This window comes from Streptomyces sp. NPDC043952 (assembly GCF_056435325.1).
The window spans coordinates 12,932-35,993 of record NZ_JBWKES010000040.1; the positions used below are offsets into that span (position 1 = coordinate 12,932).

The 23,062-nt window shown below is 72.8% G+C and carries 19 protein-coding genes and 1 pseudogene; 4 read left to right on the plus strand and 16 right to left on the minus strand.

The window, feature by feature from the left end; translation table 11 throughout:
* From AC069R_RS29600 to hrcA, 8 genes are all read right to left on the minus strand, one after another.
* Positions 1-354 (minus strand): histidine triad nucleotide-binding protein, encoded by a 354-nt coding sequence (locus AC069R_RS29600; RefSeq protein WP_478769827.1) that lies wholly within the window; start codon positions 352-354, stop codon positions 1-3.
* A gap of 130 nt (positions 355-484) precedes the next feature.
* Entirely contained in the window at positions 485-3,694 is a 3,210-nt protein-coding gene (locus tag AC069R_RS29605) for a S41 family peptidase (RefSeq protein ID WP_478769828.1), read from the minus strand.
* A 45-nt stretch (positions 3,695-3,739) separates the two neighbouring features.
* On the minus strand, positions 3,740-4,264 hold the full coding sequence (locus tag AC069R_RS29610; RefSeq protein WP_478769829.1) for a hypothetical protein: 525 nt from the start codon (positions 4,262-4,264) through the stop codon (positions 3,740-3,742).
* Positions 4,265-4,399: 135 nt separating this feature from the next.
* Complete coding sequence (locus tag AC069R_RS29615) at positions 4,400-4,792, minus strand: VOC family protein (RefSeq protein ID WP_478769830.1); 393 nt, start codon at positions 4,790-4,792, stop codon at positions 4,400-4,402.
* 18 nt (positions 4,793-4,810) lie between these two features.
* The gene (locus tag AC069R_RS29620; protein WP_478769831.1) at positions 4,811-5,557 is read right to left on the minus strand and encodes a 16S rRNA (uracil(1498)-N(3))-methyltransferase; all 747 of its coding nucleotides are present in this window, start codon (positions 5,555-5,557) and stop codon (positions 4,811-4,813) included.
* Positions 5,554-6,669 (minus strand): nitronate monooxygenase, encoded by a 1,116-nt coding sequence (locus AC069R_RS29625; RefSeq protein WP_478769832.1) that lies wholly within the window; start codon positions 6,667-6,669, stop codon positions 5,554-5,556. The genes AC069R_RS29620 and AC069R_RS29625 overlap by 4 nt, the downstream gene beginning before the upstream one ends.
* 430 nt (positions 6,670-7,099) lie before the next feature.
* Positions 7,100-8,236 carry a molecular chaperone DnaJ gene (dnaJ, locus tag AC069R_RS29630; protein ID WP_397986004.1) on the minus strand — a complete coding sequence of 379 codons (1,137 nt, stop codon included), beginning with the start codon at positions 8,234-8,236 and terminating at the stop codon, positions 7,100-7,102.
* Positions 8,237-9,253, minus strand: coding sequence for a heat-inducible transcriptional repressor HrcA (gene hrcA / locus AC069R_RS29635; protein ID WP_111582045.1), 1,017 nt, complete (start codon positions 9,251-9,253; stop codon positions 8,237-8,239).
* Between the two features lie 173 nt (positions 9,254-9,426).
* Here hrcA and AC069R_RS29640 point away from each other — a divergent pair, with 173 nt between their 5' ends.
* On the plus strand, positions 9,427-10,149 hold the full coding sequence (locus AC069R_RS29640; protein WP_478769833.1) for an MBL fold metallo-hydrolase: 723 nt from the start codon (positions 9,427-9,429) through the stop codon (positions 10,147-10,149).
* Positions 10,150-10,217: 68 nt separating this feature from the next.
* Complete coding sequence (locus tag AC069R_RS29645; protein WP_478769834.1) at positions 10,218-11,087, plus strand: DUF3097 domain-containing protein; 870 nt, start codon at positions 10,218-10,220, stop codon at positions 11,085-11,087.
* Here AC069R_RS29645 and AC069R_RS29650 read toward each other — a convergent pair.
* Positions 11,065-11,642, minus strand: a pseudogene (locus tag AC069R_RS29650) (Uma2 family endonuclease). The gene AC069R_RS29645 and the pseudogene AC069R_RS29650 sit on opposite strands and share 23 nt — an antisense overlap.
* Positions 11,643-11,742: 100 nt before the next feature.
* Entirely contained in the window at positions 11,743-12,975 is a 1,233-nt protein-coding gene (gene hemW / locus AC069R_RS29655; protein WP_478769835.1) for a radical SAM family heme chaperone HemW, read from the minus strand.
* Positions 12,976-13,088: 113 nt separating this feature from the next.
* Here hemW and AC069R_RS29660 point away from each other — a divergent pair, with 113 nt between their 5' ends.
* A complete protein-coding gene (locus tag AC069R_RS29660) occupies positions 13,089-13,877 on the plus strand; it encodes a tetratricopeptide repeat protein (protein ID WP_478769836.1) in 789 nt (262 codons plus the stop codon).
* A gap of 50 nt (positions 13,878-13,927) precedes the next feature.
* On the opposite strand, the gene AC069R_RS29665 is transcribed toward AC069R_RS29660, so the two are convergent.
* From AC069R_RS29665 to lepA, 3 genes are all read right to left on the minus strand, one after another.
* Positions 13,928-15,718 (minus strand): SpoIIE family protein phosphatase, encoded by a 1,791-nt coding sequence (locus AC069R_RS29665; protein ID WP_478769853.1) that lies wholly within the window; start codon positions 15,716-15,718, stop codon positions 13,928-13,930.
* A gap of 149 nt (positions 15,719-15,867) precedes the next feature.
* Positions 15,868-17,745 carry an AMP-dependent synthetase/ligase gene (locus AC069R_RS29670; protein ID WP_478769837.1) on the minus strand — a complete coding sequence of 626 codons (1,878 nt, stop codon included), beginning with the start codon at positions 17,743-17,745 and terminating at the stop codon, positions 15,868-15,870.
* Positions 17,746-18,035: 290 nt separating this feature from the next.
* Positions 18,036-19,910, minus strand: a complete 1,875-nt coding sequence (gene lepA, locus AC069R_RS29675) for a translation elongation factor 4 (RefSeq protein WP_397985998.1) — start codon at positions 19,908-19,910, stop codon at positions 18,036-18,038.
* A gap of 226 nt (positions 19,911-20,136) precedes the next feature.
* On the opposite strand from lepA, the gene rpsT reads away from it, so the two are divergent.
* Positions 20,137-20,403 carry a 30S ribosomal protein S20 gene (gene rpsT, locus AC069R_RS29680; protein ID WP_478769838.1) on the plus strand — a complete coding sequence of 89 codons (267 nt, stop codon included), beginning with the start codon at positions 20,137-20,139 and terminating at the stop codon, positions 20,401-20,403.
* 305 nt (positions 20,404-20,708) lie between these two features.
* Here the strand turns inward: rpsT and holA are convergent, their stop codons facing one another.
* From holA to AC069R_RS29695, 3 genes are all read right to left on the minus strand, one after another.
* Positions 20,709-21,698, minus strand: coding sequence for a DNA polymerase III subunit delta (holA, locus tag AC069R_RS29685; protein WP_478769839.1), 990 nt, complete (start codon positions 21,696-21,698; stop codon positions 20,709-20,711).
* 63 nt (positions 21,699-21,761) lie between these two features.
* Positions 21,762-22,007 carry a hypothetical protein gene (locus tag AC069R_RS29690; RefSeq protein ID WP_471058786.1) on the minus strand — a complete coding sequence of 82 codons (246 nt, stop codon included), beginning with the start codon at positions 22,005-22,007 and terminating at the stop codon, positions 21,762-21,764.
* A 41-nt stretch (positions 22,008-22,048) separates the two neighbouring features.
* A complete protein-coding gene (locus tag AC069R_RS29695) occupies positions 22,049-22,939 on the minus strand; it encodes a YceI family protein (RefSeq protein WP_478769854.1) in 891 nt (296 codons plus the stop codon).
* Between the last annotated feature and the right edge of the window lie 123 nt (positions 22,940-23,062).

Sequence of the window (23,062 nt, forward strand, 5' to 3'; positions counted from 1 at the left end):
TTATCCAGGCGGCCACTGAAGACCGCGGCCGCCGAGCACGTGCCCGTGGGCGTGCCAGACGGTCTGGCCGGCGCCGGCGCCGGTGTTGAAGACGACGCGGTAGCTGTCGAGCTTTTCCTCCTCGGCCACCGCCCGGGTCTCGCGCAGCACGTCCGCGGCGATCTCGGGGGCGCCGGCGGCGAGCGTGGCGATGTCCCGGTAATGGGCCTTGGGGATCACCAGGACGTGCGTGGGGGCCTGGGGGTTGATGTCCCGGAAGGCGACGGTGGTCTCCGTCTCGCGGACGACGGTGGCCGGGATGTGGCCCGCGACGATTTTGCAGAACAGGCAGTCGTCCTGCGGTTCTCCAGCCATTTCGCGTGCGCTCGCTTTCGCCGGGAGGTCGGGTTCGGGGGGATCATCGTAGTCGGTCGGGTGCGGGTGGTTCGTGGTTGGTCGCGACCCATGCGGCGGGGCCGCGGATCGGCACGGCCCCGCGCCCCTTTCAGGTCGGCAGGGCGGGCGGGGTCTTCGCGGGAGCGGACTCCAGCGACTCCAGTGCCAGCCTGATCGCCTCGTCCAGTTGGGGATCGCGGCCGGCGGCCCAGTCCTGGGGAGTCTGTACGACCTCCACGTCCGGGTCGACGCCGTGGTTCTCCACGGTCCAGCCGGGGCCGTCCAGCCACATGGCGTACTTGGGCTGGGTGACCAGGGTGCCGTCGACCAGCCGGTAGCGGCTGTCGATGCCGATGACGCCGCCCCAGGTGCGGGTGCCGACGACGGGGCCGATGCCGAGGGCCTTGATGGCGGCGTTCACGATGTCGCCGTCGGAGCCGGAGAACTCGTTGGCGACGGCGACGACGGGGCCGCGCGGGGCGTACATGGGGTAGCTGAACGCGCGGCCCCCGCGCGGGAGGTCCCAGCCGACGATGCGGCGGGCCAGTATCTCCACGACGAGCTGGGAGGTGTGGCCGCCGCGGTTCTCCCGGACGTCCACGATCAGGCCCTCGCGGGCGACCTCGACACGCAGGTCGCGGTGGATCTGGGCCCAGCCGGGGGCCTGCATGTCGGGCACGTGGAGGTAGCCGAGACGGCCGCCGGAGCGCTCGTGGACATGGGCGCGGCGGTCCGCGACCCAGGCGTGGTAGCGCAGGGGCTCCTCGTCGGCGAGCGGGATGACGACGACGTGCCGGGGGTCGCCGCCCGCCACGGGCGAGACGGTGAGTTCGACGGGGCGGCCGGCCGTGCCGGTGAGCAGCGGGCCGGGTCCGGTCACCGGGTCGACGGGGTGGCCGGCGACGGCGAGGATCGCGTCCTGGGGGCGGACGGCGACGCCGGGCGCGGCGAGCGGGCTGCGCGCCTCGGGGTCGGAGGTCTCCGAGGGCAGGATGCGGTCGACGCGCCAGCTGCCGTCCTCGTGGCGGGAGATGTCCGCGCCGAGCAGGCCCTGGCGGGGGCCGTCGCCGTAGCCGCCGCGGGGGCTGACATAGGCGTGCGAGGTGCCGAGTTCGCCGTGCACCTCCCACAGCAGGTCCACCAGGTCGTCGTGGGTGGCGAGGCGGTCCAGCAGGGGGCGGTAGCGGTCGAGGACGCCGTCCCAGTCGACGCCGCCGAGGTCGGGGCGCCAGAAGTTGTCCCGCATGAGGCGGCCGGTCTCGTCGTACATCTGCCGCCACTCGGCGGCGGGGTCGACGGTCTGCCGGATGCGGCCGAGGTCGACGGTGATGTGGGAGTCGCTGTCCTCGTCCGTGGAGGCGCGGCGGTCGCTGGGTACGACCTTGAGCTTGCCGTCGGTCCACAGCAGGACCCGCTTGCCGTCGCCGCTGACCTCGAAGTGGTCGGCGTCGGCGGCGAGGTGCTCCAGGCGCTGCTGGGCGAGGTCGTAGCGCTCCAGCTCGGTGTGCGGGTAGGGCTCGTCGGGGGTGGCGCGGGTGGCGCCGAGGACGCCGTGCAGCGGGTGGCGCAGCCAGAGCACGCCGTCCTTGGCGGCGCGCAGATGGCCGTAGCGGGCGGACTCGACCGGGAAGGGCACGATGCGGTCGGCGAGCCCGTCGAGGTCGATCCGGGTGCTGGGCACGCCCTCGCTGTCGGGGGTCTCCCCCTTGTCGGAGGTCTCGAACGGGCGGCCGTGGCGCTGCGGTCCGAACGGGGAGGGGGTGGTCGCGGCGAGGGTGATCAGGTAGGGGCGGGTGCCGCCCACGAAGGCCAGGTCGAAGGCGTGTTCGTCGTAGACCGGGTCGAAGGAGCGGTTGGAGAGGAAGGCGAGGTGCTTGCCGTCGAGGGTGAAGGCGGGCGCGTGGTCCTGGAAGCGCAGCGGGGTGGCCTCGCTGACGGTCAGGTCGGTGGTGTGGGCGAGGCGCAGCTGGCTCAGCGGGCGGGGGCCGGGGTGGGTCCAGGCGAGCCAGGCGGAGTCGGGCGAGAAGGTGAGGTCGCGGACGTCGCCGTCCGCGCTGTGGTCGACCTCGCGGACCTCGCCGGTCTCCCGTTCGACCAGCAGCAGCCGGCCGTCGTGGGCGGCGACGGCGGCGCGGCTGCCGTCGGGGGCCATGGCGAGTTCCAGGACCCGGCCGAGGCGTCCGGCGGCGAGCCGGCGGGGGGTGGCGCCGAGGGCGGGGCCGGTGGCGGGGGCGAACTCCAGGGCGTCCTCGCCCTCGGCGTCGGTGACCCAGACCACCCATTCCTCGCCGTCGGCGCGGAAGGTGCGGGGCAGCCGGGTGCGGACGCCGGGTTCGGCGGCGAGGGCGCGCACCGGACCGGAGCGGTGGGTGACCCAGTGGACGGTGCCGCGCAGGCCGACGGCGCTGCCGCGGGCGGTGTGGTCGGGGGCGGCCGGACCGAACCAGCGGGAGGCGTCCACCTGGAAGTGCTGGAGATCGACGCGGGGGCCGCCGAGGCGGATGTCCAGTGGGCGCGGGGCGGCGCCGTCGAGGTCGTCGAGGAGCCAGAGCCGGCCGGCGCTGGAGTAGACGACGCGGGTGCCGTCGGTGGCGGCGTGCCGGGCGTAGAAGGTGTCGAGGGGGGTGTGCCGGCGCAGGTCCGAGGCGTCGGCGCGGGAGGAGTAGAGGGCGCCGGTGCCCTCGTGGTCGGAGAGGAAGGCCAGGCGGTCGCCGACCCAGAAGGGGTACTCGATGTTGCCGTCGAGTTCTTCGTGCAGCCGGGTGAACTCCCCGTTTCCGTCCCGGTCGATCCACAGCTTGCCGGCGGAGCCGCCGCGGTAGCGCTTCCACCAGGCGGCCTCGCGGCCCATCGGGACGGACAGCAGCACGGTGTGCGGGCCATGGGCGACATCGCCGACGGGGCCGTACGGCAGGGTGGTGGCGGGTCCGCCGTCGAGGGGGACGGCGCGGGCCCAGGTGCGGCGCCGGCTGGGCTGGCCGGTGGTGCTCAGCGCGAGGACGTGGCCCTCGGGGGTCCAGCCGAGCACCCGCGTCTGCCAACTGCCCCAGTAGGTGAGGCGTTTGGCGGGCCCGCCGTCGAGGGGCGCGATGTGCACCTCGGGGGCGCCGTCGCGGGTGGAGGTCCAGGCGAGGGTGGTGTCGTCGGGCGAGATGCGGGGGTGGTTCACCGGGATGTTGTCGGCACTGGCCCGCCAGGCGCGGCCCCCGTCGAGGGGGGCGAGCCACACGTCGTCCTCGGCGGTGAAGGTCACCAAGTCGCCGCGCAGGTGCGGGAATCGGAGGTAGCCGGAGGTTCCTGTCGAAGCGCCCTGAGTCACCCCGTCACCTTACGCAGCGGCCGCCGTCCGCAGGGCCCGTTTCGATCACTTGCCCGCCACGGGCAGGCAGTCGGGGTCGCTCTGGCACCACAGGGTGCGGGTGACGGTGACCGTGACGGCGGGCTGTGCGCCGACGGGCGGGTAGCTGGGCGGGCGGTAGGTGAAGGTGGGCGGCCGGTACGCCGGGGCCGGCGCGGTCGCGCAGTCGCCGAGTCCGCTGACGTGGAACACCTGCCTCCCCTCGACCCTGGCCCGCAGGTCGCCCCGGACGCAGGCTCCGTCCACGGCACGGGTGACCTCGCCGTTCACGGTGATCCGGCCCCGGTCGCCGGTCTCGCCCCGGCAGTCGACGGAGACCACCGCGTCCCGCCCCGGCGCCGCGCTCGCCCCGGCGGGCGGGCGGGAGTCGCCGGTGCAGGTGAGCCAGCCGACGTGTACGTCCGCCTGTTCCAGCCGCGCGGTCGCCGTCGTCCCGGTGGTGTACGCGACCCCGGCCGCCCCGAGCACATCCGACTGGCAGCCCACGGCACCGGCCCCGGCCACGCCGACGATCCCGGCGAGAACGGCCATGCGCGGCCGAATCCACATGAATGCCCCCATGCACGGCAGAGTGCCACCGGGAGAGGGACGGACGGAAGCCCCCGCCCGCGCACTCACCCGTTCGGCGTGCCGGTTCCTTCGAAACGGCGTACCGGGCGGGGTGGTTCAGCCCCGCAGCAGCAGCCACTCCTGGAGTTCCACCAGGTTGCCCTCGGGGTCCTTGAGGTGGGCGACGCGCATGCGGTCGGTCTGGGGGGCGGGGGGCTGGAGGAGGGTGGCGCCACGGGCGGTGATCTCGGCGCAGTAGGCGTCGAGGTCGTCGACGCGCAGGACGACCAGGGAGCGGTGGCCGTCGGCGGGGCCGGCGAGTTCGGGCAGCAGCTCGGCCATCATGGCGCGGTCCTGGAGGGCGATCCCGGCGGACCCGGTGTGGGGGCTGAACTTCTCGTAGGGGCCCTCGCTCGCGCCGGACTGCGGCTTCAGGCCGAGCACGTCGGCGTAGAAGCGGTAGCAGGCGGCGAAGTCGCTCACGAGGAGCCGTACTTGGGCGAGTTCCATGGTGTCCCCGGTCGAGGTTCAGGACCAGCGGCCGGTGCGCCCCAGGAGGAGGGCGGCGGCCGCGGTGCCGGCGGTGGAGGTGCGCAACACGCTGGGCCCGAGGACGTACGCCCGCGCGCCCGCCTCCTCGAACAGCGCCAACTCGTCGCGGGAGACGCCCCCTTCGGGCCCGACGACGAGCACGATATCGCCTTCGGCGGGGAGTTCGGCGGTGGCCAGCGGCTCGCTGGTGTGCCCGAAGTCGGAGTGCAGCACCCCGGCGAAGTCGGCCGCGGCCAGAAGTGCCGCGACCTGCTTGGTGGTTGCCGCCTCGGCGACCTGTGGGAAGCGGACCCGGCGGGACTGCTTGCCGGCCTCGCGCGCGGTGGCCCGCCACTTGCCGAGCGCCTTCAGGCCGCGCTCGCCCCGCCACTGCGTGATGCAGCGCGCGGCCTGCCAGGGCACAATCGCGTCGACCCCGACCTCGGTCATCGTCTCGACGGCCAACTCCCCCCGGTCGCCCTTGGGCAGGGCCTGTACGACCGTGATCCGGGGCCGCGGTTCGGGTTCCTCGGACACCTGAGGCATCCGTACGACGAGGCGGTCCTTGCCCTCGCTGCCGAGCACCTCGCACACCGCGTAGCGCCCGGCGCCGTCGGTGAGGACCACCTCCTCACCGGCCTCCAGACGCTTGACCGAGACGGCGTGCCGGCCCTCGGGCCCGTCCAGGACATAGCGGTCGCCGTCCGCGGCGAAGTCGGGTACGACGAAGACGGGCGCGGTCACCGGGCACCTCCCGCGGCGAACGCCGTTTGGGCGTCGGCGAGTTCGGCGGCGAGCACCTCCACCAGCTGTCCGGCGGGCAGTTCCCTGGCCAGCCGGTGGCCCTGGCCCGCCCACAGCGCCATGCCCTGCGCGTCCCCGGCCTTCGCGGCGGCCTTGCGCAGCGGCGAGGTGAGGTGGTTGACCTCCGGGTAGGCGGCGGGCGCGTACGGGCCGTGCTCGCGCAGGAAGCGGTTGACCAGTCCGCGCGCGGGGCGGCCGGTGAACGCGCGGGTCAGCTCGGTGCGGACGAACAGGGGGTTGGTCAGCGCCTCCTTGTGCACGGCGGGGGCGCCGGACTCGGGGGTGGCGAGGAAGGCGGTGCCCAGCTGGGCCGCGCTCGCGCCGGCCGCGAGGACGGCCGCGATCTGGGCGCCGCGCATGATGCCGCCGGCCGCGACGACGGGGAGGTGCACGGCCTCGCGGATCTGGGTGACCAGGGAGAGCAGGCCGAGGCCGGTGCCGTCGTTCTCCGGGACGTCCCGGTGCGTGCCCTGATGGCCGCCGGCCTCCACGCCCTGCGCGATCACCGCGTCCGCTCCGGCCCGCTCCACCGCGACGGCCTCCTCGGCGGTGGTGGCGGTGACCAGCGTGACGGTCCCGGCCCGCCGCAGCCGCTCCAGCGCGTGGCGGTCCGGCACCCCGAAGTGGAAGGAGACCACCGGCACCGGGTCGTCCAGGAGCACCGCGAGCTTGGCGTCGTAGCCGTCGTCGCGGCCGTGGTCCGGGTCGCCCAGCTCGGTCTCGTACCAGGCGGCCTCGCCCGCGAGCTGATGGGCATAGACCTCGACCGCGCCGGAAAGGGGCGCGGCCTCGGCCGCTCCGGTGGAGCCGGTGCTTGCACCGGGGTACTCGGGCTGCGGCATGAAGACGTTGACGCCGAAGGGCCGGTCGGTGAGGCTCCGCAGCCGCTTGATCTCCTGGTACATGCCGTCGGCCGTCTTGTACCCGGCGGCCAGGAACCCGAGCCCGCCGGCCTCGGAGACGGCGGCGGCGAGCTCCGGCACCGAGACGCCGCCCGCCATGGGGGCCTGCACGATCGGGTGCCGGAGGAGATCGGTCAGTGCGGAGGACATGCCCGCATGGTGTCACGTCCACCGAACAAGTCCGAATCGGCCGTCAGGATCGGCATATTCCACGCCGTGCCCGGTCAGAGGCCGTGCGGGGTGCCCCTGACAGCCCTCGGCCGGAGACCGGGACGGGGGTGCTGCGGCGGCCCCGGCCGGGGACCGTGACGGGTGCTGCGGCAGCCCCGGTCAGAAGCCGGGCCAGGCGCCATGACAGCCCCCGATCGGAAGCCGGGCCAGGCGCCGTGACAGCCCCCGATCGGAAGCCGGGCCAGGCGCCGTGACAGCCCCCGGTCAGAAACCGCGACGGGGGTGGTTGCGGCAGCCCCGGCCGGCAGCCGCGACGGAGATGCCGCGGCAGCCCCGGTCGGGAGCCGGGCCAGGTGCCGTGGCAGCTCCCGGTCGGAGGTCGCCACGGCGGCCTGGCGCGGCCGGAGGCTCAGCGGCCGTTGAACGCGTCCTTCAGCCGCGAGAACAGCCCCTGCTGACCCGGCTGGAACTGCCCCTGCGGGCGCTCCTCGCCGCGCAGCTTGGCCAGCTCGCGCAGCAGCCGCTCCTGCTCGGGGTCGAGCTTCGTCGGCGTCTGCACCTCGACGTGCACGATCAGGTCGCCCCGGCCGCCGCCCCGCAGATGCGTGACGCCCCGGTTGTGCAGCGGGATCGACTGCCCGGACTGGGTGCCGGGCCGGATGTCGATCTCCTCCATGCCGTCCAGCGTCTCCAGCGGCACCTTGGTGCCGAGCGCGGCCGCGGTCATCGGGATCGTCACCGTGCAGTGCAGATCGTCGCCGCGGCGCTGGAAGCGCGGGTGCGGCAGCTCGTGGATCTCCACGTACAGGTCACCGGCCGGACCGCCGCCGGGGCCGACCTCGCCCTCGCCGGCGAGCTGGATCCGGGTGCCGTTGTCGACACCGGCCGGGATCTTCACGGTCAGCGTCCGCCGCGAGCGGACCCGTCCGTCACCGGCGCACTCCGGGCACGGCGTGGGCACCACGGTCCCGAAGCCCTGGCACTGGGGGCACGGCCGCGAGGTCATGACCTGGCCCAGGAAGGACCGGGTGACCTGCGAGACCTCGCCGCGGCCGCGGCACATGTCGCAGGTCTGCGCCGACGTGCCCGGAGCCGCACCCTCGCCGTTGCAGGTGTTGCAGACGACCGCGGTGTCGACCTGGATGTCCTTGGTCGTCCCGAAGGCCGCCTCGTCCAGCTCGACCTCGATCCGGATCATCGCGTCCTGGCCGCGCCGGGTGCGCGAGCGCGGTCCGCGCTGCGACGCCGTGCCGAAGAACGCGTCCATGATGTCGGAGAAGTTGCCGAAGCCACCGGCCCCGAAGCCGCCCGCGCCGGCGCCGCCGGACTGCGAGAGGGGGTCGCCGCCGAGGTCGTAGACCTGCTTCTTCTGCGGGTCCGACAGCACCTCGTAAGCGGCGTTGATCTCCTTGAACCGCTCCTGGGTCTTCGGATCGGGGTTGACGTCCGGGTGCAGCTCGCGCGCGAGCCGACGGAACGCCTTCTTGATCTCATCCTGCGACGCGTCGCGGCGCACGCCGAGAACGGCGTAGTAGTCCGTGGCCACTTACGACTCCGCCAGGATCTGTCCGACGTACCGTGCCACTGCGCGTACCGCTCCCATCGTTCCCGGATAGTCCATGCGGGTCGGTCCGACCACGCCGAGCTTGGCAACCGCCTCGCCGCCCGAACCGTAGCCCACCGACACCACGGAGGTTGAGTTGAGTCCTTCGTGGGCGATCTCGTGCCCGATGCGCACGGTCATGCCCGGATCCTTCGCCTCGCCGAGGAGCTTGAGGAGCACGACCTGCTCCTCCAGGGCCTCCAGGACGGGCCGGATCGTGAGGGGGAAATCATGTCCGAAGCGGGTGAGATTGGCGGTGCCGCCGATCATCAGCCGCTCCTCGTTCTCCTCCACCAGTGTCTCCAGAAGGGTGGAGAGCACCGTGGAGACCGTACCGCGATCCTCGTGTTCGAAGGCGTCCGGCAGGTCCTCGACCAGCTTCGGCACGTCCGCGAACCGGCGGCCGGCGACCCGGCTGTTGAGCCGCGCGCGCAGGTCCGCGAGGGACGCCTCGCCGAACGGCGCCGGGCAGTCGACCATCCGCTGCTCGACCCGGCCGGTGTCCGTGATCAGCACCAGCATCACGCGCGCCGGGGCGAGCGCCAGCAGCTCCACGTGCCGCACGGTGGACCGGGTCAGGGACGGGTACTGCACGACGGCGACCTGCCGGGTCAGCTGCGCGAGCAGCCGCACCGTACGCGCCACGACGTCGTCGAGGTCGACGGCGCCGTCGAGGAAGTTCTGGATCGCGCGGCGCTCGGGCGCGGTCATCGGCTTGACGCCCGCGAGCTTGTCGACGAACAGCCGGTAGCCCTTGTCGGTGGGGATGCGCCCCGCGCTGGTGTGCGGCTGCGCGATGTACCCCTCGTCCTCCAGGGCCGACATGTCATTGCGCACGGTCGCCGGGGACACGCCGAGGTTGTGCCGCTCGGTCAGGGCCTTGGAGCCGACGGGCTCCTCGGTGCCGACATAGTCCTGGACGATGGCGCGCAGTACCTGAAGCCTGCGTTCACTCAGCATTCGCGCGCACCTCCAGCACGTCGTCCCCTCACTTGCGAGGCTGTCCCTCTTGTGTCCGTCTTGGCACTCTTCGCATGCGAGTGCCAGCGTTCCCCGGCCCAGTGTACGGCCGTGGGGTACGCAGCGGGCAAGGTCGGTGCCCGTGCGTCCGCTCCTGCGGCTAGCGTCGCGGTATGACGGTGACTTGGGAAGAGGGTGGCTGGGAGCGGCTGACCGCCGGGGTGGGGCGGTGCCGGCTGCCGGGCTGGGACTGCACGGCGGGGCTGGTCCTGGGCGCGGACACGGCGCTGATGGTGGACGCCGGGTCGAGCCTGGCGGAGGGGGCGCGGCTGCGGTCCGCGGCCGAGGTGCTCGCCGGTGGGCGTGTGACCCATCTCGCGCTGACCCATGTCCATTTCGACCATGTCTTCGGGGCTCCGGCGTTCGCTGGGGCCGAGGTGTACGCGGCGGTGGGGGCGGACGGGGTGGTCCGCCGCGGGCGGGACGAGCTGCGGTACGACGCGGTCCGCCACGGGCTGCCCGCGGACGAGGCCGAGGAGGCGGCGCTGGCGCTGGTGCCGCCGCGGCACCTGGTCTCCGGGGAGCGGACCCTGGAGCTGGGCGGTGGCCGCCAGGCGCTGCTGGCCAATGTGGGCCCCGGCCACACCGCCCATGACCTGGTGGTTCTGGTGCCGGGCGAGCCGGAGGTGATGTTCTGCGGGGACCTGGTGGAGGAGTCCGGGGAGCCCCAGGCGGGCCCGGACGCCGTGCCCTCGCGCTGGCCGGACGCGCTGGACCGGCTGCTGGCGCTGGGCGGCGAGGACGCGCTGTACGTGCCCGGCCACGGGGCGGTGGTCGACGCGGCGTTCGTACGGCGCCAACGGGACGCGCTGGCCGCGCGGTTCGGCGTGAACTGAGCCGCACGCACGCGGACTTACCGGCGTGTCGTGAGCGCGCGCCCGCCGCTTCTCCTATCGTCATCCGAATGCGCCCACCCGTCTCCCACCACCGCCCTTCCAACGGGGGCCCTTCGGGCCCGCGCTCCCGCCAGTACTCCCCCGACCTGCCCCCTCCCTGGAAGAAGCCCCAGCCGGTGCCGGAGGTGCCCGCCGAGCCGGGGCTGGTCGTGGAGGAGCCCGGTACCGGGTTCTGCGGGGCGGTGATCCGCTGCGAGGCGGGCACGGTGACGCTGGAGGACCGCTTCGGCAAGCACCGGGTATTCCCGCTGGAGCCGCGCGGCTTCCTGCTGGAGGGCCGGGCGGTGACGCTCGTACGACCCTCCGCCGGCCCGGCGCGCCCCGCCCGCACCGCCTCCGGCTCCGTCGCCGTCCCCGGCGCCCGCGCCCGTGTGGCCCGCGCCGGGCGCATCTACGTCGAGGGCCGGCACGACGCCGAGCTGGTCGAGAAGGTCTGGGGCGACGACCTGCGCATCGAGGGCGTGGTCGTGGAGTACCTGGAGGGTGTGGACGACCTCCCCGCGATCGTCGCCGACTTCGCCCCCGGTCCGGACGCCCGCCTCGGCGTCCTCGTGGACCACCTGGTGCCGGGCACGAAGGAATTCCGCATCGCCCGGTCGGTGACCAGTGAACACGCGCTGGTCGTGGGGCATCCGTACATCGACATCTGGGAAGCGGTGAAACCGGCGTCGCTGGGGATCGCGGGGTGGCCTCGGGTGCCGCACGGCCAGGACTGGAAGACGGGCGTGTGCCGCGCCCTGGGCTGGCCCTCGGACAACACCGGCGCGGTGTGGCAGGCGATCCTGAAGCGGGTGAACTCCTACAAGGACCTGGAACCGGAGCTGCTGGGCCGGGTGGAGGAGCTGATCGACTTCGTCACGGGTAGCGGTGGGGCCTGACGTTGGGGAGGACCTCGAAATCGCCTGTCTCCAGCTCGACGCCGAGCAGTTCCAGCGGCACCGGGTCACCGAACTTGGTGACTCGCTGTAGTTGGTAGTCGGCGTCTTCCCCGGTGCCGGTGGGCTCGGTGAGCAGAACGCGGTGAGCGACGACGGGGTCGATGATCAGGTAGGCAGGCACCTTGCCTGCCGCGTAGATCGAGCGCTTGACGCCGTAGTCCCGATCGACACTCGCCTTGGAGACGACTTCGACCACCACGGTGACGAGGTGGGACGGCAGGAGACGCCCGGAGGCCGGGCCGGCTCCCCGCTCCAGGATCACAAGATCCGGTACCGGCTCGCTCGCCTCGGTGACGATGTCGACGTCGGTGGTCTGAAGACGCTCCCAACGCTCCCTCGGAATCTGGTCCTGCACATCGGCGACGATCCGGTTGTGCACCAGATCAGGGCTGGACATCATGACGATTTCCCCCCGGAGAAGCTCGGCTTTCACACCCTCCGGGGCTCGAACGCCGAGAAGAACTCTGCCATCCTGCGCTCGTCCACAGCGGTCATCTCCGTGGCCCTCCACATCCGCCGCGTCCTTTTGGCGGCAGCCTACGAATCAGGTTAAGGACCGAACCGGCGTTCCGCACCGATTCACTCGCCGGGGTGATCAGTCCACCAGGTCCCGTACCACCGCGTCCGCCAGCAGCCGGCCCCGCAGGGTGAGGGCGGCGCGGCCCTCGGCATAGGGGGCGGGCTGGAGGAGGCCGTCCGCGAGGGCGCGGCGGGAGGCGGCGAGGCCGGTCTCCTTCAGCAGGGAGAGCGGGACGCCCTCGCGGAGCCGGAGTTCCAGGAGGACGCGCTCGACCCGGCGGTCCTCCGCGGACAGCACCTCGCGGCCCGCGCCCGGCGAGCGGCCCCCGGCCAGGGCGGCAGCGTAGGCGCCGGGGTGTTTCACGTTCCACCAGCGCACGCCGCCCACATGGGAGTGCGCGCCGGGGCCTGCGCCCCACCAGTCCGCGCCCCGCCAGTACAGCTCGTTGTGCAGGCAGCGGCCCGCCTCGGAGGCGGCCCAGTTGGAGACCTCGTACCAGTCGAAGCCGGCGGCGGAGAGGGTCTCCTCGGCGATCAGATAGCGGTCGGCGTGCACGTCGTCGTCGGTCATCGGGACCTCGCCCCGGCGGATCCGGCGGGCGAGCTGCGTGCCCTCCTCCACGATGAGGGCGTACGCGCTGACGTGGTCGGGGCCCGCGCCGATCGCCGCGTCGAGGGAGGCCCGCCAGTCGTCGTCGCTCTCGCCCGGAGTGCCGTAGATCAGGTCGAGGTTCACATGCCCGAAGCCCGCCGCACGGGCCTCCGACACGCACGCCTCGGGGCGGCCGGGGGTGTGGGTGCGGTCGAGGATCTTCAGCACATGCTGCTTCGCGCTCTGCATCCCGAAGGAGATCCGGTTGAAACCGCCCTCGCGGAGGGTGGCGAGGTAGGCCGGGTCGACCGACTCGGGGTTCGCCTCCGTGGTGACCTCGGCGTCCGGGGCGAGCCCGAACTCGTCGCGGATCGCCGCCAGCATCCGTACGAGATCGCCGGCCGCCAGCAGCGTGGGCGTACCGCCGCCGACGAACACCGTGCGCACCGGCCGGGGGTCGTCGCCGAGCACCTTGCGGGCGAGCCGGACCTCGTCGACGAGCGTCTCGGCGTAGTTGTCACGGGAGGCCAGCACCCCGCCGGTGCCGCGCAGCTCGGTCGCGGTGTACGTGTTGAAGTCGCAGTACCCGCAGCGGGTCGCGCAGTACGGGACGTGCAGATAGAAACCGAGCGGACGCTCCCCCGCCCCGTCGAGCGCGTGCGCGGGCAGCACACCGTCATCGGGTACGGGCTCACCGTCGGGGAGTGCGGAAGGCATACGCCTATTGTCCAGCACCGCCGCGCGGTCCGGGGCGACGAGCACGGAGGAGGACCGGGGGCGCGGTGGACGGGCCGCTCCCTATGCTCCGCGCATGAAACTCTTCCGGCCGCGTGGCCGAAACGACGGCGGGCGGGCGGCGGGGCCGTCCCTGGCCCACGGCCCTGTATAAGGCCGGGCGCCTCGCGGAGGCGGAGGCCGAGGCGCGCGCCGTCGCCGCGGCCCGGTCCTTCCCGCGCGAGGAGGCGCCGCTGGCGCTGGGCATCGCCGCGGCGGCGACGAGCGCCCAGGGCCGCCACGCCGAGGCCTTCGCCCTGTACGACGGCCTGCTGCCGGTCTTCGGAAAGGTCTTCGGCGCCGGACATCCGCGGACCCTGACGCTGCGCTCGAACCGCGCCCAGACGCTGTCCGTGCTCTCCCGGCACGCCGAAAGCGAGGCGGAGTGCGCGGCCGTCGCCCGGAGCGCGGACCGCGGCAGGGGGCCGGAGATGCCGCTCATAGCCGCGGCCGCACGAAACGGGCTGGTCTACGCCCTCAACGGGCAGGGCCGCCATCCGGAGGCCGAGGCGCTGGCCCGCGAGGCGCTCCCGGCCGCGGTGGGCCGGCTCGCCCTGGTCCTGCGGCTCGGTCTGGCCCGCAGCCTCAGCGGTCAGGGCCGCCACGAAGAGGCTCTCGCCGAAGCGGAGCGCGCCGGGGAGTCGCGCCGCGGACTGCCCGAGGACCAGCGCCGTCCCGAGACCGGCGCCGTCGAACTGGCCATGGCCACCGCGCTCCTGGGGCTGGGCCGCGCTGCCGAGGCCCGCGCCGGGGCCGCGACCGCCCACGACGCCTGCCTGGCCGCCTTCGGCCCGGACCATCACCGCACCGCCGAGGCGCGGGAGTTGCCCGACCGGACGGCCTGACGGCGCCCCCGGAGCCGCTCCGGACCCGGCGGGCCGGCCCGGACGCCCCCTCACTCCGCCTGGAGCACCAGCAGGGCCAGGTCGTCGTCCGGGGGTGACTCGCTGAAGGTGTGGACCAGGTGGCGGATCCTTTCCGCGATCTCCTCGGCGGTGAGGCCGGCGCAGGAGGCGAGGGCGGTGGCGAGGCCGTCGGCGTCGTCGAACTGGTGGGGGCCCCGGCGCCGTTCGGTCACTCCGTCGGTGACGCACAGCAGGCTCTCGCCGGGCCCGAGGTCCAGGGTCTCGCTGGTGTAGGTCTCGTCCTCGACCACGCCGAGCAGCGTCTGCGGGCGGGCCGCGGTGCGCACGCTCCCGTCGGGGCCGAGGACCAGCGGCAGGGGGTGCCCGGCGGAGGCGAGGGTGCAGCGGACCCCGCCGTCGTACGGGATCAGCTCGCCGTACAGGAGGGAGAGGAAGCGGGTCTGCGGGCCCTCCCCGCGGCCGTCGGCGGCGACCAGGGCGCGCGCCGCGGCGTCGGCGGCCTCCATGGCGTCGTCCAGCAGGAGCTGGTTGAGCCGGTCGAGGACGTCGGCCACCCGGTACCCCTCGCGGGCCAGCAGCCGCAGCCAGGGCCGGGCGAGGCCGATCACGACCGCCGCCTCCGGGCCCTTGCCCTGGACGTCGCCGATCGCGAAGCACCAGCGGCCGTCGCCCGCCGGGAACAGGTCGTAGAAGTCGCCGCTGGGGCCGCTCTGGTCGCAGGGCTCGTAGACCAGCGCGCTGCTCATGCCGGGGATCTCCGCGACCGCGCCGGGCAGCAGTCCGCGCTGGAGGACGGCGCTGATGGTGGCCTGCCGGGCGTACTGCCGGGCCGCGCCGATGGCGAGGGCCACCCGGCGGCCCAGGTCCTCGACCAGGCCGGTGATCTCGTCGGGGAAGCGGGCGAGCCCGCACCGCCCGATGACCAGCGTGCCCAGCGGCCGCCCGCCTGCCACCAGCCGGTACGCCAGCGCCGTACCGTCCGTGCCGTGGGCGCCCAGCGCGTCGCCGGGCCACGGGTAGGGCGCGGGTCCGAAGCCGTCCCCCGGCCGCGGCGGCTCCTTCTCCAGGGCGTGCCGCAGCTCCTCGATGCGGTTCTCGCTGGCGTGCCAGACCCGCGCCGGACCGTCGTACGAACCGCCGCGCGCCGACGCCTCGTCCTCCAGCCAGACCGCGCACCAGTCGGCGAGCCGGGGCACGATCAGCTGGCCGGTGAGGGCCGTCACCAGGTTCTCGTCCAGCTGGCCCGCGAGCAGGTCGGACGCCTCGGCGAGGAAGGACAGCGCGCCCCGGCCGAGCCAGTCCCGGTCGCTCTGGGTGCGCTGCGACTGCGGGGCCAGCGCCTCGGCGACCTCCAGCGCGTCCCGCGCCCCGCCGCCGGCCGGGGGTTCGCTGCCGCCCGGTGGCAGCCTGGCCCACACCGACTTGGCGCCGGTGCGGTAGGTCACCCCCCAGGACTCGGCGAGCGCCCCGACCAGGCGCAGCCCCCGGCCGTACTCCAGGGTGTCGTACGACGGCTCGCCCGCGGTCGCGTCCCGCGGTGGCCGGGCCGGGTGCCGGTCCCCGACCTCGACCAGGAAGGTGCCGCCGTCCTCCAGGCACCAGTCGAGGGATATCTCGGTGCCCGCGTGCACCACGGCGTTGGTGACCAGCTCGCTGACGACCGCCGTGGCGTCGTCGACGAGCCGGGGTGCCACGGGTGCCTCGGCCAGCGCGGCCCGCACCAGGGCCCGCGCGGTGCCCGGCGCGAGCGGGCTGCCGGGCAACGCGGCGTGCCCGCGCGTCCGGCCCGCCGTCTCCCGCTGCATGGGTATGGCCGCCATGTCCATGCGGCCAGGGTGACAGACGGGCGTCGCGCATAAGCGTGAAGTCACCGAAGTGGCCACGCATGGCCGAGAAGCGTGCTAGGACGGCATCGGAAGGGGAACCTTTTCGAGCGCCGGTGGCCAAAAAGCCGCCCTGGGGGCGCGCGCTACTTCTCCCGTGTCCCGGCGTACATCTCGTCGATCAGCCCCTTGTACTCCCGTTCCACCACCGGCCGCTTCAGCTTCAGGCTCGGCGTGATCTCGCCGTGCTCCACGTCGAGATCCCGCGGCAGCAGCCGGAACTTCTTGATCGTCTGCCAGCGCTGGAGCCCGGCGTTGAGCTGCTGGACGTACCCGTCGACCATCTCGACCGTCTGCGGCGCCGCGACGATCTCGGCGTACGACCTGCCGCCGAGGCCGTTCTCCTTCGCCCACTCGGCGAGCGCGATCTCGTCCAGGGCGATGAGCGCGGTGCAGTAGTTCCGGTCGGCGCCGTGCACGAGGATGTTGGAGACGTACGGGCAGACCGCCTTGAACTGGCCCTCCACCTCGGCCGGCGCGACGTACTTGCCGCCGGAGGTCTTGATGAGGTCCTTCTTGCGGTCGGTGATCCGCAGGTACCCGTCGGGCGACAGCTCGCCGATGTCGCCGGTGTGGAACCAGCCGTCGGACTCCAGCACCTCGGCGGTCTTGTCGGGCAGCTTGTGGTAGCCCTGCATGATGCCGGGGCCGCGCAGCAGGATCTCGCCGTCGTCGGCGATGCGCACCTCGGTGCCGGGCAGCGGCTTGCCGACCGTGCCGGTGCGGTAGGCCTCGCCGGGGTTCACGAAGGACGCGGCGGAGGACTCGGTGAGGCCGTAGCCCTCCAGGATGTGGATGCCGGCGCCGGCGAAGAAGTAGCCGATCTCGGGCGCGAGCGCGGCGGAGCCGGAGACGCAGGCGCGCAGCCGGCCGCCGAACGCCTCGCGGATCTTGGCGTAGACGAGGGTGTCGGCGACCTTGTGCCGGGCGGCGAGGCCGAAGGGCACGGAGCGGCTGCCGGTGTGCCGGAAGTTGTCCTGCTCGGTCCTGGCGTACTCGCGGGCGATCTCGGCCGCCCACTGGAAGATCTTGTACTTGGCCGCGCCGCCCTCCCGCGCCTTGGCCGCGACGCCGTTGTAGACCTTCTCGAAGATGCGCGGCACGGCGGCCATGTACGTCGGCCGCACCACCGGCAGGTTCTCGATGATCTTGTCGACGCGGCCGTCCACGGCGGTGACGTGCCCGATCTCGATCTGGCCGGAGGTGAGCACCTTGCCGAAGACGTGCGCGAGCGGCAGCCACAGGTACTGCACGTCGTCCGGGCCGAGCAGCCCGGTCGAGGCGATGGCCTTGGCCATGTACGACCAGTTGTCGTGCGGCAGCCGCACGCCCTTGGGGCGGCCGGTGGTGCCGGAGGTGTAGATGAGGGTGGCGAGCTGGTCCCTGGTGATCGCGCCGACCCGCTCCTTGACCAGCTGCGGGTGCTGCTCCAGGTAGGCGGCGCCGCGCTTCTCCAGCTCGGCGAGGGTGATCACCCAGTCGTCGCCCTCCGGCACGCCGGCCGGGTCGATGACGACGACCTTCGTCAGCTCGGGCAGCTCGGCGCGCTTCTCGGCCGCCTTGGCGACCTGGGACGCGTTCTCGGCGATCAGCACCCGGCTCTCGGAGTCGGCGAGGATGAACGCGGACTCGTCGGCGTTGGTCTGCGGGTAGATCGTGGTGGTCGCGCCGCCGGCGCACAGGATGCCGAGGTCGGCGAGGATCCACTCGACGCGGGTGGAGCAGGCGAGCGCCACGCGCTGCTCGGGCTCGATGCCCAGCTCGGTGAGTCCGGCCGCGATCGCGTACACCCGGTCGGCCGACTGGGCCCAGCTCAGCGACTTCCAGTCGTCCGGGCCCTGCCCGGCGGCGGGAGGCACCGGGTAGCGGTAGGCCTCGGCGTCCGGTGTCGCCGCCACGCGCTCAAGGAAGAGGGCCGCGACGGACGGCGGACGGTTCTCGATCTGGGTCTGTGTGTCGCTCACGACATCCTCCGGGGCCCGCGACAGCGCGGCTGGTACTCGTGCGGCTGGGTTAACTCACGGTGGGGTTCGGGCGTTGTTTAACTCGCGAGTAACTATCGAGCAGGCATCAGAGTAAGGCGCGACCGCCCGCTGCGTAAGGGGCTTCACCCTGTCTCTTTCCCCGCGTCGGCGACACGGAGTGACGGCACGGGCGCGCGAAGGCCCGCCGCGCTTTCGCACGACGGGCCCCCTGGTGTCCGTTTTGCGGACGCAACCGCTTGTTACCTTCGGTTACCGACCGATGCCCCCGGTCACTTCTTGCCCTTGGCCGACCCCGCGCTGTCATCGCTGGAGAGGACCGCGATGAAGGCCTCCTGCGGAACCTCCACCGAACCCACCATCTTCATCCGCTTCTTGCCTTCCTTCTGCTTCTCCAGCAGCTTGCGCTTACGGGAGATGTCGCCGCCGTAGCACTTGGCGAGGACGTCCTTGCGGATGGCGCGGATGGTCTCGCGGGCGATCACCCGCGAGCCGACGGCGGCCTGGACCGGCACCTCGAAGCTCTGCCGCGGGATCAGCTCCCTGAGCTTGGCGACGAGCCGCACGCCGTACGCGTACGCCTGGTCCTTGTGGGTGATCGCGGAGAAGGCGTCCACCTTGTCGCCGTGCAGCAGGATGTCGACCTTGACCAGGCTGCTGGACTGCTCGCCGGTGGGCTCGTAGTCGAGCGAGGCGTAGCCGCGGGTCTTGGACTTCAGCTGGTCGAAGAAGTCGAAGACGATCTCCGCGAGCGGCAGCGTGTAGCGGATCTCGACGCGGTCCTCGGAGAGGTAGTCCATGCCGAGCAGGGTGCCGCGCCGGGTCTGGCACAGCTCCATGATCGCGCCGATGAACTCGGTGGGGGCGAGGATGGTGGCCCGTACGACCGGCTCGTAGACCTCGTCGATCTTCCCTTCGGGGAACTCGCTCGGGTTGGTCACCGTGTGCTCGCTGCCGTCCTCCATGACCACGCGGTAGACCACGTTCGGGGCGGTGGCGATCAGGTCGAGGCCGAACTCGCGCTCCAGGCGCTCGCGGATCACGTCCAGGTGCAGCAGGCCGAGGAAGCCGACGCGGAAGCCGAAGCCGAGGGCGGCGGAGGTCTCCGGCTCGTAGACCAGCGCGGCGTCGTTGAGCTGGAGCTTGTCCAGGGCCTCGCGCAGCTCGGGGTAGTCGGAGCCGTCCAGCGGGTACAGGCCCGAGAACACCATCGGCTTGGGGTCCTTGTAGCCGCCGAGGGCCTCGGTGGCGCCCTTGTGCTGGCTGGTGACGGTGTCACCGACCTTGGACTGGCGGACGTCCTTCACACCGGTGATCAGATAGCCCACCTCGCCGACGCCCAGGCCGTCGGCCGGGAGCATCTCGGGCGAGCTGACACCGATCTCCAGCAGCTCGTGGGTCGCGCCGGTCGACATCATCTTGATGCGCTCGCGCTTGTTGAGCTGGCCGTCGATGACACGCACGTACGTCACGACACCGCGGTAGGAGTCGTAGACCGAGTCGAAGATCATCGCGCGGGCGGGGGCGTCGGCGACACCGACCGGGGCCGGGATCTCCTGGACGACCTTGTCCAGCAGCGCCTCGACGCCGAGACCCGTCTTGGCGGAGACCTTGAGCACGTCCTCCGGCTCGCAGCCGACCAGGTTCGCCAGCTCCTCGGCGAACTTCTCCGGCTGGGCCGCCGGCAGGTCGATCTTGTTGAGCACCGGGATGATCTTGAGGTCGTTCTCCATCGCCAGGTAGAGGTTGGCGAGGGTCTGCGCCTCGATGCCCTGGGCGGCGTCGACGAGGAGGATGGTGCCCTCGCAGGCGGCCAGCGACCGCGAGACCTCGTAGGTGAAGTCGACGTGCCCCGGAGTGTCGATCATGTTGAGGATGTGCGTGGTGCCCTGGTCGGGGCCCTCGGTGGGGGCCCAGGGCAGACGCACCGCCTGGGACTTGATCGTGATGCCGCGCTCGCGCTCGATGTCCATCCGGTCGAGGTACTGAGCGCGCATCTGCCGCTGCTCGACCACGCCGGTCAGCTGGAGCATCCGGTCGGCGAGCGTGGACTTGCCGTGGTCGATGTGCGCGATGATGCAGAAGTTGCGGATCAGCGCCGGGGCGGTACGGCTCGGCTCGGGCACGTGGTTAGGGGTCGCGGGCACGCAGGGTCCTGTCTCTTGAGGCGCCTTATGCCTCGGGTCGGATCGATACGTAGTCTCCATGGTCCCACGCGGAGGGACCGAAGGGCGTTTTGGGCCGCTCGCAGGGCCACTGGTACTGTAGATGGCTGTGCCTCATGCCCTCTCGGCCGAGGCACGATCAGAGAAATTTTGGATCACCGGTACGGGTCCCGTGCGGCCCCGTGCCTGAACCTGAAAAGGCTCCTTCGTGGCGAACATCAAGTCCCAGATCAAGCGGATCAAGACCAACGAGAAGGCGCGGCTGCGCAACAAGGCCGTCAAGTCCTCCCTGAAGACCGCGATCCGCAAGGCCCGTGAGGCCGCTGCCGCGGGTGACACCGCCAAGGCCGTCGAGCTCCAGCGCGCTGCCGCGCGTGCGCTCGACAAGGCCGTCTCCAAGGGCGTCATCCACAAGAACCAGGCCGCCAACAAGAAGTCGGCGCTTGCTTCCAAGGTCGCGTCCCTCCAGGGCTGAACCACCCCTTTGATCTGACCGCCGGAAAGACCCAGAGCGGGCCCTCTCTCATCCGCTCCCGACCGGCAGCCCCGAAGCCTCACGCGGCCTGCGTTCGCCACGCGGGTGAGGCTTCAACATCCTGACCCGAAAACCCCGCCTCATCTGCCCTTCCCCAGGGTGAGGGGCGGGGTTTTCGGCGTGTCGGGGGCCGGTGGGTCCGGCTGGGAGGAACGGGGGGACGGCAGGGATGGCGGGTTCGGCGGAGGGTCGAGGGCGGGCGCGGTGGGGCGGGGTGGAGCCCCTGGGGGCGTTGCCCTCGGTCGCTATCCCCGGCCGCGGGAGCGGGCCGCGTGGGCGATGGTGACCACCGCTTTTTCCAGGGCGTACTCGGGATCGTCGCCCCCGCCCTTCACCCCCGCGTCCGCCTCCGCGATCGCCCGCATCGCCACCGAGACCCCGTCCGGCGTCCACCCCCGCATCTGCTGCCGTACCCGGTCGATCTTCCACGGCGGCATCCCCAGCTCCCGCGCCAGATCCCCCGGCCGCCCGCCCCGCGCCGACGACAGCTTCCCGATCGCCCGCACCCCCTGCGCCAACGCGCTCGTGATCATCACCGGCGCCACCCCCGTCGACAGCGACCACCGCAGCGCCTCCAGCGCCTCCGCCGTACGCCCCTCCACCGCCCGGTCCGCGACCGTGAAACTGGAGGCCTCGGCCCGCCCGGTGTAGTACCGCCCGACGACGGCCTCGTCGATCGTCCCCTCGACATCCGCGGTCAACTGCGCCACCGCCGACGCCAGCTCCCGCAGATCACTCCCGATCGCGTCGCACAGCGCCTGGCACGCCTCGGGCGTAGCGGACCGCCCCGCCGTACGGAACTCCCCCCGCACGAACGCCAGCCGGTCCGCCGGCTTGGTCATCTTCGGGCAGGCCACCTCCCGCGCCCCCGCCTTGCGCGCGGCGTCCAGCAGGCCCTTGCCCTTGGCGCCGCCCGCGTGCAGCAGCACCAGCGTGATCTCCTCGGCGGGCGAGCCGAGGTACCCCTTCACGTCCTTGACGGTGTCGGCCGACAGATCCTGCGCATTGCGTACGACGACGACCTTGCGCTCGGCGAACAGCGACGGGCTGGTCAGCTCGGCGAGCGTGCCGGGCTGCAACTGGTCCGGGGTCAGGTCCCGTACATCCGTGTCGGCGTCGGCGGCGCGCGCGGCGGCGACCACCTCCCGCACGGCGCGGTCCAGCAGCAGGTCCTCCTGGCCCACGGCAAGCGTCACCGGGGCGAGAACGTCGTCATTCGCAGTCTTCCTGGCCATCGCACCAAGCATCCCACGCCCCACCGACAACGCCCCGGCTCACGGCCCGCGACCCCCGGCGGGCTACGGCTCCTCGCGCCACCCGTCCCACTCCCCCGCGAACTCGTCCAGTTCCCGCGGGTCCAGCCGCTCCTCCTCGTCGGCCAGTACGACCAGCCACTGCGCGTCCTCGGCGTCGTCCTCGCCGGCCAGCGCGTCCCGGAGCAGCCGGGGTTCCTCGTCGAGGGCGAACCGCTCCCCGAGCGCCTCCGCCGCCTCCTCGGCCGCGTCCCGGTCGGGCAGCACCAGCACATGTCTCACATCGCTCACGCCGCCATTGTCCGACACGCCCGCGGCAGCGAAGCGCCAGGTCAGCCCTTGGGTCCCTGGGGCACGAGCTGCACGTCCAGGTCGACCCGGATGCTCGGCCCCACCGCCGCGATCCCCCGCGCCAGCATCGACTGCCAGCTGATCGTGAAGTCGTCCCGGTGCAGTTCGGTGGTGGCCCGGCAGGCGGCCCGTGTCTCGCCCTCGATGCCGTTGCCGAGCCCGAGGTACTCCGTGTCGAGCGTCACGGTGCGGGTCACCCCGTGCAGCGACAGCGCGCCGGTGACCGTCCACCGGCTGCCGCCCCGGTGCGTGAGCCGGTCGCTGTAGAACTCCAGGGTCGGAAACCGCCGTACGTCCAGGAAGTCGCCCGAGCACAGATGGTCGTCGCGCATCCGCACCCCGGTGTCGATGGACGCCGCGTCGATCACCACGTGCATCGCCGACCGCTCGATCCGCTCGGCGATCCGCACCGCGCCCGCGAAGGAGTTGAACCGGCCGTGGATCCGGGCCAGCCCGATGTGCCGCGCGGTGAAGCCGATCGAGGAGTGGCCGGGGTCGAGCTGCCACTCGCCGGGCGCGGGCGGCTCCGGTGGCGGGGCGACCTGGAGGGTGACATCGCCCAGCGAGGCGAAGGAGTCCTCGCCGACCAGCACGGTGGCCCGGTAGGGCGTGAACCCCTCGGCCGACACCGCGAGCCGGTACTCCCCCGCCGGCACGGTCGCCAGGAACGACCCGTACGGGTCCGTCCCCCCGGTCACCACCTTGCGCCCCATGGTGTCGCCGACCGTGAACTCGGCCCCGGTGACGGGCTGGTTGACCGGATCGAGCACCCGGCAGCCGATCACCCCCGCACCGGCCGGCATCCGAACCGCCCCCAGTGGGCTCGCCGGTCGCGCCCCATTCGTCCGGTTACCCAGCCAGCGGCCGAACATCCACTGCACCCCTGTACATCTCGACATCTTCTGTTGCCGAAGATCCATTCGATCACTGTTGCGGCTTTCGAGGCAACACGGGCCCACATCAAGGGAATCCAGCGTATGCGCCACAACTGAGCG